This is a genomic window from Paramesorhizobium salinisoli (assembly GCF_003335045.1).
Classification (GTDB): domain Bacteria; phylum Pseudomonadota; class Alphaproteobacteria; order Rhizobiales; family Rhizobiaceae; genus Paramesorhizobium; species Paramesorhizobium salinisoli.
In genome coordinates, this window is the sequence record NZ_QOZG01000002.1 from 697,348 (window position 1) to 710,321 (window position 12,974).

The 12,974-nt window shown below is 59.6% G+C and carries 11 protein-coding genes and 1 pseudogene; 5 read left to right on the forward strand and 7 right to left on the reverse strand.

Annotation, left to right across the window (positions count from 1 at the left end; translation table 11 throughout):
* Positions 1-13 precede the first annotated feature (13 nt).
* Together osmF and DUT91_RS06920 are read right to left on the reverse strand one after the other, a co-directional pair.
* A complete protein-coding gene (gene osmF / locus DUT91_RS06915) occupies positions 14-937 on the reverse strand; it encodes a glycine betaine ABC transporter substrate-binding protein OsmF (protein ID WP_114439592.1) in 924 nt (307 codons plus the stop codon).
* A gap of 173 nt (positions 938-1,110) precedes the next feature.
* On the reverse strand, positions 1,111-1,947 hold the full coding sequence (locus tag DUT91_RS06920) for a helix-turn-helix domain-containing protein (protein ID WP_114439593.1): 837 nt from the start codon (positions 1,945-1,947) through the stop codon (positions 1,111-1,113).
* A gap of 131 nt (positions 1,948-2,078) precedes the next feature.
* On the opposite strand from DUT91_RS06920, the gene DUT91_RS06925 reads away from it, so the two are divergent.
* Positions 2,079-3,131 (forward strand): fatty acid desaturase, encoded by a 1,053-nt coding sequence (locus tag DUT91_RS06925; protein ID WP_114439594.1) that lies wholly within the window; start codon positions 2,079-2,081, stop codon positions 3,129-3,131.
* Positions 3,132-3,151: 20 nt separating this feature from the next.
* Positions 3,152-3,916: a phosphate/phosphite/phosphonate ABC transporter substrate-binding protein gene (locus DUT91_RS06930; protein WP_114439595.1), complete on the forward strand. Its 765-nt coding sequence runs from the start codon at positions 3,152-3,154 to the stop codon at positions 3,914-3,916.
* Here DUT91_RS06930 and DUT91_RS06935 read toward each other — a convergent pair.
* Genes DUT91_RS06935 through DUT91_RS06950 form a run of 4 tightly spaced genes read right to left on the reverse strand, consistent with a single transcriptional unit; the run spans position 3,888 to position 8,612 of the window.
* Positions 3,888-5,054: a glycosyltransferase family 4 protein gene (locus DUT91_RS06935; RefSeq protein ID WP_245419583.1), complete on the reverse strand. Its 1,167-nt coding sequence runs from the start codon at positions 5,052-5,054 to the stop codon at positions 3,888-3,890. The two genes, DUT91_RS06930 and DUT91_RS06935, sit on opposite strands and share 29 nt — an antisense overlap.
* Positions 5,051-6,301, reverse strand: a complete 1,251-nt coding sequence (locus DUT91_RS06940; protein WP_281032600.1) for a glycosyltransferase family 4 protein — start codon at positions 6,299-6,301, stop codon at positions 5,051-5,053. The genes DUT91_RS06935 and DUT91_RS06940 overlap by 4 nt, the downstream gene beginning before the upstream one ends.
* Positions 6,298-7,068 carry a polysaccharide deacetylase family protein gene (locus DUT91_RS06945; RefSeq protein WP_114439597.1) on the reverse strand — a complete coding sequence of 257 codons (771 nt, stop codon included), beginning with the start codon at positions 7,066-7,068 and terminating at the stop codon, positions 6,298-6,300. The genes DUT91_RS06940 and DUT91_RS06945 overlap by 4 nt, the downstream gene beginning before the upstream one ends.
* 47 nt (positions 7,069-7,115) lie before the next feature.
* Entirely contained in the window at positions 7,116-8,612 is a 1,497-nt protein-coding gene (locus DUT91_RS06950) for a GumC family protein (RefSeq protein WP_114439598.1), read from the reverse strand.
* A gap of 154 nt (positions 8,613-8,766) precedes the next feature.
* On the opposite strand from DUT91_RS06950, the gene DUT91_RS06955 reads away from it, so the two are divergent.
* On the forward strand, positions 8,767-10,098 hold the full coding sequence (locus tag DUT91_RS06955; RefSeq protein WP_114439599.1) for a lipopolysaccharide biosynthesis protein: 1,332 nt from the start codon (positions 8,767-8,769) through the stop codon (positions 10,096-10,098).
* Between the two features lie 48 nt (positions 10,099-10,146).
* On the opposite strand, the gene DUT91_RS06960 is transcribed toward DUT91_RS06955, so the two are convergent.
* Positions 10,147-11,157: a glycosyltransferase family 2 protein gene (locus DUT91_RS06960; RefSeq protein ID WP_114439600.1), complete on the reverse strand. Its 1,011-nt coding sequence runs from the start codon at positions 11,155-11,157 to the stop codon at positions 10,147-10,149.
* A gap of 289 nt (positions 11,158-11,446) precedes the next feature.
* Here DUT91_RS06960 and DUT91_RS06965 point away from each other — a divergent pair, with 289 nt between their 5' ends.
* Both DUT91_RS06965 and DUT91_RS26515 read left to right on the forward strand, forming a co-directional pair.
* Entirely contained in the window at positions 11,447-12,586 is a 1,140-nt protein-coding gene (locus DUT91_RS06965) for a GNAT family N-acetyltransferase (protein ID WP_114439601.1), read from the forward strand.
* Positions 12,587-12,767: 181 nt separating this feature from the next.
* A pseudogene (locus DUT91_RS26515) lies at positions 12,768-12,974 on the forward strand (hypothetical protein); the annotation flags it as partial.

Here is a 12,974-nt window from a genome sequence, read left to right on the forward strand (position 1 = left end):
CAGGCCGTGCCGTCTATTTTAAAAAGCCATTCTTCTTTAGGAAATCCTCCGCCACGGCCTTGGCCGGCTCACCACCGACCTGCACTCGGCCATTGAGATCCTGCAAGGTGACGAGATCGAGCTTTTCGAAAACCGGCTTCAACAGCGTTTCGATTTGCGGATGCTCCTTCAGCACAGCCTCGCGGATGATCGGCGCCGGCTGGTAGACGGGCTGGACACCCTTGTCGTCCTCCAGCACGACGAGGCCTGACGGCGCGATGCCGCCATCGGTGCCATAGACCATCGCGGCGTTGGCGTTGTTGGTCTTGTTGGCGGCGGCGGCAATTGTGGCAGCGGTATCGCCGCCGGAAAGCGTAATGAGCTGGTCAGGCTTGAGCGTAAAGCCATAAGCCGTCTGGAAGGCGGGCAGCGCCCCGGCCGAATTGACGAATTCCGACGACGCGGCAAGCACGACCTGACCACCGCCAGAGACATATTTGCCGAAATCGCTTAAGCTGACGATCTTATTCGGCTCGGCGACATCCTTGCGCAGCGCGATCGCCCATGTGTTGTTGGCGGGCGATGGCGTCAGCCAGACGATCTTGTTGGCGTCATAATCGAGCTTCTTGGCTTCCGCATAGCCCTTGGCGGCGTCTTTCCAGACCGGATCGTCGGCCTTTTCGAAGAAGAAGGCGGCATTGCCCGTATATTCGGGATAGATGTCGATCTCGCCGGCGATGAGCGCCTTGCGCACGACCGGCGTCGCGCCAAGCTGGATGCGGTCGGTGGTTGGGATATCGTTGGCGTTCAGCACGGCCAGGATGATGTTGCCGAGAACGCCGCCTTCCGTATCGATCTTGGAGGCAACGACGACCTGCGCATTGGCGGCGCCGGCGGAAAGTCCGAGGGCCAGAGCAGCGCCGAGAGCAGCAGAGAGAAAGATATTCCTGTAGGGCATTTTCGTACTCCCCTTCGATGCCTGATGCATCTTTGATATCACGGATTTCCTGGCAGGCCGGAAAACCATGTTCCACAATTGAGGCGGCTGGAGAAAAGGAAGCATTTATACGGGCAAAAGGAAAGTACCGATCAATGCACACAGCTGACACAGGCTGACACGGGCCGCTTGTTTCAGGAAACCTTGAGATCGCGCAGGAAGTCCGCCGTTTCGTGGGCATGGATCCGGGTGCAGCGGATGAGTTCATCGAAATGGCGCTGCATGGTGCGGATAGATTCGGCATTGTTGAGGACGAGATACATGCCGCCAACGAAGATCGCGGCGCGTTGTGAGCCAAAAACAGTATAGGGCACAGAAAAGCGCTCGCGACCGTCGAAGATGAACAGACGCAGGGATGGGTAAAGCTCCTTGACGAGATCCGCCATGTGCAAGAGCTGTTCGGCTCTTGCCGTGCGCGTGAGGCCACTCCAGATGCCGTTCCCCTCGGCCAAAGCTTCGAGCGTCTGCCGGGGCATGCAGACCTCCATGTCGGTGCCGGGCTGGCGGTTGTAATCCAGCCGGAACGCCGTTTCAGTAGCCTGCGTCACGACGCTTTGATGTGTTGCCGCCGCTTCATAGGCGATGGTTTGCGGCGTGCGCAGCAGATCGGGGATGCGGGAGGGAACGTAGCGGATTTTCGACCCCGCCGCCTCGGCATGCCATTTCATGAGAAGCGTGACGTCATAGCCTTCGCTTCCCTCTTCGATTTCGAGGCTGGGACGCAACTCGCCCATGAGCCCCTCGTCCTGCGAGAGACCGAGCAGCCAGTCGAGGGAGACGGAGTGACGCTCGGCGATGTTGAGAAGCGTTTCGACGCGCGGCAGGCGCGGAGAACTGCCGGAGAGAAGCTGCGACAGGGCCGAGCGGTCGACGCCTATCGCCGCGGCGAAGGCCGACTGGCTTTCGCCCGATCGGGCCACGAGCCCTGTCAGGCGGTTGCGGAAAAGTTCGGCCAGATCCCTTTTGTCCATTTTCATTCCGAAATGATGATAATCATCAACATATGCGGCAAATGATTATCAATATCAACGTTGAGTCATCATAATCTCGTTGCCGCGTCCCGCACCCGATGCGATTCTTCGGGGGCAATCGGGGCACACACATGAATGGGACATCTGCTCACAAGCCGGGCGCGGAATTGCGCCGCGGAAGATTATTTCGTGTCGAATGGCCGACACTGGCGCTAATCGCCGCCTGCTACGCCTTCTGGTTCTGGGCGGGCGCATTTCTCTTCCCTGTCATGCCGGCGCTCGCTCTCGTGCTGATGGGGATTGCGGTGGCGCTCCATTCCTCGCTGCAGCACGAGGCGCTGCATGGTCATCCGACGCGCATCACCGGCGTGAACGAGGCGCTTGTCTTCCTGCCCATCGGACTGTTCTATCCCTACCGGCGCTACAAGCACACGCATCTGCAGCATCACGCCGACGAGCGGCTGACCGACCCCTATGACGATCCGGAAAGCTATTACCGGGCGCTCACCGACTGGCAGGTGCTGCCATCCATCCTGAAGACGCTGCTGCGCTGGAACAATACGCTTCTCGGCCGCATCAGCATCGGTCCGGCGTTGATGATCACCGGATTCCTGATCTCGGAACTGAGAGAGCTTCGGGCAGGCGACCGGCAAGTCCGTTCCGCCTGGTTGCAGCATCTGGCCGGTCTCCTTCCGATCCTTCCGATCATCTCTTTGACCTTCGGCATTCCGCTCTGGCTCTATGCCATCACATCGGTCTATCTCGGCCTTTCACTCATCGCGATCCGCTCCTATTGCGAGCATCAATGGTCGGAGCGGCCGGATGGAAGGACGATTATCGTCGAAAATTCCATTCTGGCGCCGCTCTTCCTCAACAACAATCTGCATTTCGTGCATCACAAGCAACCGAGGGCGGCATGGTACGAACTGCCGGCGCTTTATCGCGCCAGGCGGGAGGAATGGCAGCGGATGAATGACGGCTATGTCTTCCGCAATTATTTCGAGGTGCTGCGCGCCTTCGCGTTGAGCGTCAAGGAACCTGTGGTTCATCCCGTGCTGCAACGGGGCGAAGCGGAAACCAGGCCGGAAATGATTGCCGATCAGGCCTTCCGCCCGCGCCGTTTCCGCATCAATATCCACGGCGGCGCGACCGCGCCTATCCCGGCGGAACCGAAGCACGAGTGACACTGATCGCGGCACTTCCCATGTATGACTGGCTGGAACTGCGCGATGAAACAGATGCGCGCTGGGCGGCGATGCGCGACGGTCTGCGCCGGCGGGACATTGATGCGCCGGAGCATCTGACACGGCGCAATGGCGACATGCCTGCCGTGCCGGGCAGCATTCGCGATGGGCAGGGCAATATCATCGCCGCCGATCCGGAGAACCTTCCGCCGGATGAATTCGATCTATCCGTCCTGTGGCGTCATCCCGATCTGCTGGTTTCCGAAGCCTGCTGGGGACCGATGGAAATGGGGCTCAGCTCCCATGTGACCGTGATCGGCCAGATCGACTATGACGACATTGCCGGCGGGAGTGGAGAACTCTATTCAAGCGTGATCGTCGCGCACAGGGGCGAAGGGCGGCGGATACCGCCTCCCGCCGCTGGTCGTGCGCATCTTCCTACCGGCTTTTTTCGGGGCAAACGCTTCGCCTTCAACGAAGATGAATCGCTTTCCGGCTATCTCGCGCTGAAACGCGATCTGGAGGCGATGGGGATGAGTCTCGCCATCTTCTCGGAAAAGGTGAAAACCGGCGCACATCGCGCCTCGATCCGCGCGGTCGCCGAAGGCAAGGCCGATGTCGCCGCCATCGACTGCAAATCCTGGGCGCTGGCACAGCGGGTTGAACCGGCAGCGGCGGAGCTTCACGCCATCGGCTGGACGGCGCAGCGGAAGGGGCTGCCGCTGATCCGTTCGCGAAACCTGACGGCCGGCTTGATCAATCCTGCCATCTGGGCGGCTTCCTGATCTCCTGATAGACCCGCAGCGTGCGATCCGATATCTGGGGCCAGCCATATTCCTTTTCTACATGGCTGTTCTGCAGCGATGCATTTGCCTCGGAAAACGGCTTTGCCAGCTTGCGGCGCAACGCGGCGGCCAGTTCGTCGATGTTGCCGAGCGGGAAATAGTCCTCGGCGGGCAGGCCGATTTCCAGATTGGCGGTAATGTCGCTCGCCAGCACCGGCAGGCCGTAGCCCATCGCCTCGAGCAGCGCGATCGGCATGCCTTCATGGCTGGACGGCAGCACGAAAAGACCGGCATTGTCGAAAAGACCGGCGAGATCATCGCCGGTCTGCACCCCGGTGAGAATCACCCCTGGCGTCTCCTCCGCCAGCTTCCTGACGTCCTGCGCATATGAAGCCGTATATTCCGCGGAGCCGACGAGGACCAGCTTGACCGACGGGTCATCCAGTCTGGCGAAGGCCGCGATCAGATCGTGCTGGCGCTTTTCCGGCACGATGCGCGCGACCATGATGATATAGCGGCGTGGCTCAAGCCCGAATTTCTCCAGGACCCGAGTATTTGCAGAGCCGCGGCGGACGGCGACGCCGTTCGGCACGAATTGCATGGCGACGCCGTAGCGTTTTTCCATGGTCCGGGCAATGTCGTTGGAAACCGCAATGCGCCTGTTGGCAAAGCGCATTCCCGCCCCTTCGCCGAGCTTCAAAATGAGCTTTGCAAAGCGATTCCATTTCTGCCTGTCATAATCGTAGCCGTGATGGGTGACGACGACTTTGAGCCCCATGAGCCTTGCCAGCGGCGTCAGCAAAGCCGGCCCGATGGCGTGGATATGCAGGATATCGGGCCGCCGCCACGCAGCGACAAAGACGCCGAGTGCGGTATGGACGATGGCTTCGAATTTCATGGAACGAGGCGCCCAGAGCGGCAGGACCCTGATTCCTTTCCATGTGTAGGAAATGGAATTCCCGAGATAAGGCTTGCGGCCGATAACCTCGACATCCCAACCCTTTTCGGCAAAGTGGTGGCTCAATTCCTCCACATGCTTCTCGACGCCGCCCTGCACATCGGGGATCCCACGCAACCCGAGCATCATCACCCTGGGCCGTTTTTCTCCAGCAGGGACACCAGTAATGGGCGCGGTCATCGCGACGCTCCAAGCGTGGCGTAGAGATCGACCATGCGGTTGCGATAGGCGGCAGACGAAAATTCGCGGGCGATCCAGTCACGGCCGTTCAATCCCATGCGGGCCCTTGCCGCGGACGGCAAACCCGCCATGACGGCCATGACGCGCGCGAGATCCTGCGCATCTCCCGAGACCGCCGTCATTCCCGTTTCCCCTTTTTCGATCATTTCCGGAATGCCGCCGATATCGGCGCCGATAACGGGCCGACCCAGCGCATAGGCTTCCAATATACTCACCGGTGCGTTCTCATACCATTCCGACGGGAGCACAAGCGCTTTCGCTTCGCCAATGAGGCGCGCCAGCGTTTCGCCCGAGACATGCCCGGCAAAGGTGACGTCCGTGCCGAGTTCCTGGGCAAGCGCCCGCAAAGCCTTTTCCTCGGGCCCGGTGCCGGCGATGACGAGCCGCTGGTTTGACAGGGCGGCGGCGCGAATCAGCGTGGCGACCCCCTTTTCCGGCGCCAACCTGCCAGCAAAGACGAAATAGTCGCTCTCGTCCCAATCGGTCGAGAAGCCATCGGTATCGACGAAATTGGGGATATGGACGAACTGTTCGGCCGGCCATCCCCATTCGACAAGCTTGTCGCGGTAGAAGCGGCTCGGCACGACGAATTTGTCCACTTTGTGCCGGTAGAGCCCCAAGCCACGGTGAACGATGGTCTCAAGCAGCACCAGGCCGCTCAGCGCCGTCGATTCCTTGATGCAACGGTGCCTGACGACATTGTAGATTCTGCCGCCGCGACATTCCTCGCAGATATGGCCATCGACCAGCATCTTGTAGGCCGGGCAAGCCAGCTTCAGATCATGCACTGTCATCACGGTCGGGATGCCCGCGTTCTTCAGCGTCGGGAAAATCGAGGGCGAGAGATGATGATAGACATTGTGCGCATGGGCGATATCAGGAGGCGCACGCTCGATCAAAGCCTTCAGCTTGCGCTGCGCTTCGAACGAATAGATGATTTTACCGGCCTGGGCGATTTTGGTCAGGGCGCTGCTTTCCCGGCCATATTCGATTTCCGAAACGAAATATTCAGACCAGGGAGATGCGCGATTCTCCGGGTGCTGCATGGCAAAAGGCACGACATCCCAGCCAATCTCCTGAAAAAGCTGCATATGCTCCAGAAAGATGGTTTCCGCCCCGCCGCGCCGATAGAAATAATTATTGATGGCAAGGAGGCGCGGATGGACGTCTTTAGCGGATCGTTTCAGGACCTCGGCCTCCCGAGTTGAGCGAGAACATCGCGGACAGGCAGGACAGTGCAGCCGCGCAGAAGCGCATGTGCGACAAGCGTCTCGAAGGTCTCCGGCGTGCAGCCATAGGGCGTCGGCTTCTGCGCGATATCATGGGTAAAGAAGATCAGCCATCCGGGTTTGGCGACAAGCTCGTCGATCCGGCGCGTCAGACCCAGCGCATGGGATTCGGGCTGCCTGATTTCGACGCCATGCAGAAAGGCCGGGTTGACGGATCCGCGGTTGATCTGTTCTCCGCCCATCCGGCAGGTGGAAAAACGCTTTCCGAATATGCGTCGCGCCGAAAAGGAACCGGCATTGTAGGGGTAGGCGAAATTGCGCTTGGAAGCCGTTTTCTCGATCGCGTCGAGATATTGCCCGTTACGTTCGAGATCAGCATCTATGGCCTCGTGGTTCATATGGCGCACCTTGATGTGCGAGAAGGTGTGGCAGCCTATTTCATGTCCATGCGCGACGAGCGCGCGGCAACCATCCTGCGTTATGAGCGTTCGGTCAGGCTCCTCGCGCCCGGCAAGCGATCCTGAGATATAGAATGTGCCGCGCACCCCGTGCTCTTCGAGAATGCGCGCTCCATTGGTCAGCGCGGTGTCTGGAACATCGTCGAACGTGAACGATACCAGCGGCCGGGAAGTCTCTATGAAAATGCGCGGGCCAGGCATACGCCGCAGCAGCCTGTCGGGGATGCTGCCCGCCCAGGCGTCGAGTCTCTTGAATATATCAGGCATAGGCTATCGCCTCCGCCCCGTCTTGCGCGACCAACCGCATGATAGAATCACCCCCGCTCCCGAGCCATCCGCTGATCCTCGCGGAAAGCGCCGAGCAAGCCTATCGCCAAGACGAGGCAAATGCCAATGGCCAATCCGGCGAATGCGCCGCCAGCGGCCAGGAGCAATGTCCGCGGCGGCCAGCTTTTAGTGAGCGGCGGGACGGCGGTGGATATCACCCTTATGTTGGTGGTATCGAGCTGCTGTTGCTCGGCCGTCTCTCCGGCGCGGGTGAGGAAAGTCTGATAGATGGCGACCTTGGCTGCCATGTCGCGTTCAAGGTCGCTCAGTTGCACCTGTGCGTCATTGTCGATGGAGACCGATGCACGCGCACTTGCTGCCTGCCTGTTGAGCGTATCCACCACCGAGGCAGCCTGATCGAGATCGACCTGTGCCGCCCGCAACATCCGGGCAGTTTCCTGTGCGATGCCGTGCTCAAGTCCCTGGAGCTGCGATTGCGCGCTGACCAATCCGGGATAACGGGGGCCATAGGTCATGGACATGGCGTCGACCCTTTGCTTGACGCTTGCATATTGCGTGCGCAAGCCGGTCAGTGTCGGCGATTGCAAGGTGCTTGACGGGCTTATCGGATTGGAACTCGCCGCGGTCAGCTCCTTATAACGGGACTGAGCTTCGGCAAGGCGGGCTTTGGCGTCGATCAGCCTGACATTGATCTGTCCCATCGACTGTGCACTGATCAGTTCACCCCCGCTGGTCTGCAGACCATGCGCCTGCTTGAAAGCGGCGACCTTCTGCTCGGCCTCGGTTGCCGACTTCTTCAGTTGGGCCAGGCGGCTGCCGAGCGCTTCCGCCGCTCGTCCCGCATCATTGGCTTCCGACTGCACGACTTCCTGCTCGAATGCCTTGGCAAGCGCATCGGCCACCCGAACGGATTTCTCGGGATCGTTGGTCCATACCGACACGGTGATGATAAAGGTCCGCTCCTGGCGCTGCGCCGCGATGCGTTCGGATAGGCCGCGCATCGCCGCGAGGGTCGTATCGCCCGATTTAGGCGCTGGACGGAAGAGCGATCGCAAACTGAAGCCGCCATCCTTGCCGGTGAACTCGGGATCGTTCTCGAGATCGAGTTCCTTGACCACCCGACGCAGCACATTGCCCGAAGTCAGCACCAGGAGCTTGCTCCCGACATCGAGGAGCTGGCTCTCGCTCTGCTCGTTGCGCGGATAAATATCGTTCGGCACGACTTGAAGATTGGAAGGCGGCACGAGAATATCGGTGTAGACCGTATAGCGCGGCGAGGCGGTCATGCCATAGCCAACGCCGATAAGGGCGCCGATGAGCATTGCCACCAAAATCCAGAGCCAGCGATCGACCAGCCAGGAGACGATGCTCGCGGGCTCGATCTGCGGAAAAGCAAGGGAAGACACAGGTCTGGGCTGGCCCACAGGGGCATGGATAGAGGCCCGCATATGATCGTCGCCGACGGCCGCTTGGCGCGCGGAGCTCGTCTGCGCCTTGGCTGCAAGGTCACGTAAGGTGTACATGGGGCTCAGGCCTTGTCATCATCAATCAAAGCGTAACGGTTTTCCTGTATCGAGGACTAAGCGATAGGTTGAAAAATTTGGTTAATAAAATGCTATATCGCCGGTATAGACGACAACGGCATTAGCAATATCTTTGGGTAGGCTTCATAATCAAATGGCGCACATTCTGACCGACGGCGCCAACCGGCTCAGGCGATTCCTGCCGATGATGCTGTCATATGCCGCATCCAGCGGCAGCCTCGTCACAGCCAATGCGGCGCAGCTTGTCACCTTCGCCATACTCGCTCGCTCCCTGGGCGCTGATCAATTCGGCGTCTATGTTTCGTTCATCGCAATAGCCAGCATTGCAGTCCATCTATGCGGTCTCGGCGCAAACGAATGTCTGGTGCGCCGTGTCGCACGTGACCACGCCATATATCCCACGATGCTGGGACACAATCTGATCCTGATCGCAGCAAGCGGCGTGTTCCTGGTCGTCGCGGGCATTCTTATCCTGCCCCATTGGATCGAATTGTCGCCCGACCCATCGGCGAACAGGGCCGTCATGCTCTTGATGCTGATCACCAATATCGTGCTGGTGAAGCTGATCCTGCTGACCGAGCAGATATTCATCGCCCACTCGCAGTTCGCGGATGCCAACAAATCAGTCGTCGGTTTCGCCTTTGCCAGAACGGCTGCGGCGGCGCTTGCCTGCCTCGTATTCGGGGTTTCCACGGTGGCGCAGTGGGCGGTATGGCAGTTTGCCTGTCATGTTCTGATCGCGTTTGCCTATGCATGGTCGTTGCGCAAGCTCGGCCCTCCGCTATACCGCATCCTCCGGGAGGAGATCCGCCTCGGCATCCTGTTCGCCACACCCTTCATCTTCCGCGCCATCCGGCAGAATGCCGACATGCTCGTGCTTGGCATCGTCGCAACACCGGAAATCGTCGGCAGCTATGGCGTGGTGCGGCGCATCACCGACAGCAGCTATATGACGATCGATGCCCTCAACAGGCTGGTTTACCCCAGCCTCGCGGTGGCGAGCGCCAAGGGCATTCACAACGCCATCGGTCGCAGCAAGAAGATTCTGGTCGCCGGCTTCGGCATCGGCGTTGCTTCGGCAGTGGCCATATTCCTGCTGGCGCCGTTCCTGCCACTCCTGTTCGGTGAGGAATATGTCTCTCTCGTATCCTTCACGCGCATCCTTTGCTGGGTGGTTATTTTCGTCGCCATCTGGTCGGTCGCGACCGAAGTGCTTGGTGCGGCGGGTCATCACGCATTCCGCGCCGCCATTCTCAACACCGGCAATGCCCTGGGCGCCATTCTCATCGCCTATGCGACATGGCTTGCTCCGCCACAGGGCACCTTCATTTCCATTTATGTGATCGAGGGGGGTATTGTGATCGCCTCATGGATCGTCCTCACCCGTCTTGTCCGCCGTAGCCGGATGGCATCGAATGCCAAGGTGGATGTCAAATCCGGAACACCTAACGACCCGTTGCCATAATTCGCCTGTCACCAACCACAGCGCCGCTCTCGTCCTTTTAAATCTGCATCAGCGCGGCTTTGAAATCACCCGGCTCTCGATCCGGGCATCGGGTGCGCGCCTGGGGTGGAAGAAGCCGAGCGGCAGGGCAGCGGCATGGAAGCACCAGGCGACGACGGCATAAAAGCCGAGCGGCAGGCTTCGCTGTTTCAGGCTCATGATCGCGATGACGAAAATGATCGCGGCAAGATCGATGGCGATTGCCCATTTCTTGTCAGGCAGGAAGACCAGCAGCGCCAGCATTGCGAGCCACCAAGCGTAGACGCCGGCCCATAGCCGCAATTCCGGCAGTTCCTTCAAGAGATTGTTCCAATAGGGCTTGCCCCAGGCCGCGCGCAGCAACTCGCCGACGCCGCGCAGATATTTCGATTGCCAGCGCTTCACCAGCAATTTGTAAGCGTTGATGGAATGGCCGAAATGCGAGACGAAGCGCCGGTCCAGCCGGTGAAGGCTCCAGCCGAGCGCCCGTAGCCTGACGCCGAGATCGAATTCCTCATAGCCATGCAGATTACGGTCTGAGAAATAGCCGGCCTCTTCGATGGCGCTACGCCGGTAAAGCCCGCCGCCATTCATCCGGTCGAGCGGGCCTATCCTGTTTTCCGGTGAGACGCGGCGAACCCTTCGGGTGAATTCCAGATTATCGACATTCATTTCCACCACATGGCCGGTAACACCCGCGGCGCGTGGATTTGCTTTCAGAAAAGCAATGGCAGCCGCCAGAAAATCCTTGTCGAGCAACATGTCGCCATCCATCAGGCAGATGAATTCGTTATGGCTGTACTGAAAGCCCAATTGCGGGCCTATGCCGCAGCTGGGCTTTGCCGGCGCTTCTATCTGCACCACTGTGACGGGATATTGGCTGGCGATCTCGATTGTGCGGTCAGTCGATCCGCTGTCGGCGACGATGATCTCGCTTTTCCCTTTCTCGACGTCCTGGGACAAGGCGGCAAGCGCGCTTTCGATCGCAGCAGCGATCCGCTTCTCCTCATTGAGGGTCTTCATAATGATAGAAACGCTCATATTGTATTTCACCCCCCTGGCGCGCTGCCTCCTAGGGGCTAGCAAATCCCCTTTTTGTCCGAAAGCTTTTTTTAGGAGAAGCATGCGATAGATGGTCCGTGGGGGGATTTAAGAATGCGCGCTGGCAATCCGGTGCCGTTTCTGCTCAGATTTCCCCGGCACATCGTCTTTAGCCCCACGCGCCCCATCAGACGGCCCAAGGACGCTCTGACACTTTTAAAACTGCTTTCCCCAGATGGAAATCTCGATTTGAGGAATCATGCAGTAGGCCACAGGACAGATCATCGCCGTGCACCCGACTTTCACCATCCGCGTCCATGACAGCTTCGAAGGCTTGCCCGCCGAATGGCCTGTAGGAGAGCCGGCTTCGTCGCCGGAAGCCCGCTATCATGCTTTCCAGACGAAAACCTTCCTTGGCGTCTGGTGGGCGACATTCGGCCGGTCCCGCGGCGCACGCCTGTGCCTTGTCGAGGTGCGCGACGGGTCGGGCAATCCGGTTATGTTCGTCCCGCTCTGCATCAAGATGAGCAAGGGCGCCAAAATCCTCAGCTTCATCGACGAGGGTGCGGCGGATTACAATGCGCCGGTTCTTTTTCCCGTGCCATGGGAGTGGTCGCGGCCCTTGGCCGAGCAACTCTGGGAGGCGATCGTCGCGTCGCTCCCTGCCTTTGACGTATTCATCCTGGACAAGATGCCAGAGGATGTCGGTGGGCTGATCAACCCGCTGCATCTGATTTCCGACGGGCCGAACGACGTATCCTGCCATGGGACCGATCTGCGGCGTTCGTGGGCGGATATCCAGAAGGCCCAGCCTCAGCACAAGAGTCTTATGAGGAAGATGCGTAACCTGGAGCGCTCGGCGTCCTGCCAATATGTCATTGCCTCCGGAAAAACCGAAAGAGACGAAATCCTCCAGGCAGTTCTCAAACAAAAGCAGCGACGTTTCGAGGAGACGCAGGTTCCCGGCTTCGACGCAGAGCCGGACAAGCGAGCGTTTTTCGAGGAAGGCACGGACAGATTCGCGGAAGCCGGCATGCTGCACCTTTCGGCGTTCAAGGTCGGAGACGAGATCGTCTCGACACTTTGGGGGCTGGTGCGCGGCAAACGCTACTACGGGATACTGATGAGCTTCGAGGCAGGAGAGTGGGCCAAATATTCGGTCGGCCACATCGTCAACTACCGGACGCTTGAATGGCTTCATCAAAACGGTTTCGAGTACATGGACCACGGTATCGGCGACGAGCCGTGGAAGCTCAGTCATTGCGAGGTCACGGTCCCACTTTCCCAGAAGACCGGTACTCGGACCTGGCGTGGGAATCTCTATATCAGCCGGATGCGAGCGATGGAGCGGATGCGCCGTACGCGGATCTGGCAAAAGGTACGCCCGCTGAAGTGGACGGTGCTGCGCGCGATCCGCAAGCGTGCGTGAGAGCGCAGCCTGAACAGAACAGCGCGAACCTGGGATAGCGGCCTCCTTTTACCAGCCGTTAACCCTAATCATTCGATAAGAGCATGGAGGTATGTGCGACGATCCTGGCGTGATGGCGACACCTGGAGGTGGCGCAGCGGCAGGTTTTCAAGCGGTGCAGAGGTTGCAAGCGGTGCAGACAATGCGAGTTTCTGGGCGAGTTTCTGAGCACATTTCTCGGCGATTTTCCGGGCGCATAATCCTGGCTGCTCTCGGCGCGGTGCTTCTTGCCACCAGCGGATGCTCCAGCTATCACCCTGCGCCTGCCGCCTTCCATGCGGCGCTCAACCGGCCCTATATGCTCGATGCCGGCGACAGGCTGCGCATCACCGTTTTCGACCAGGCCGAT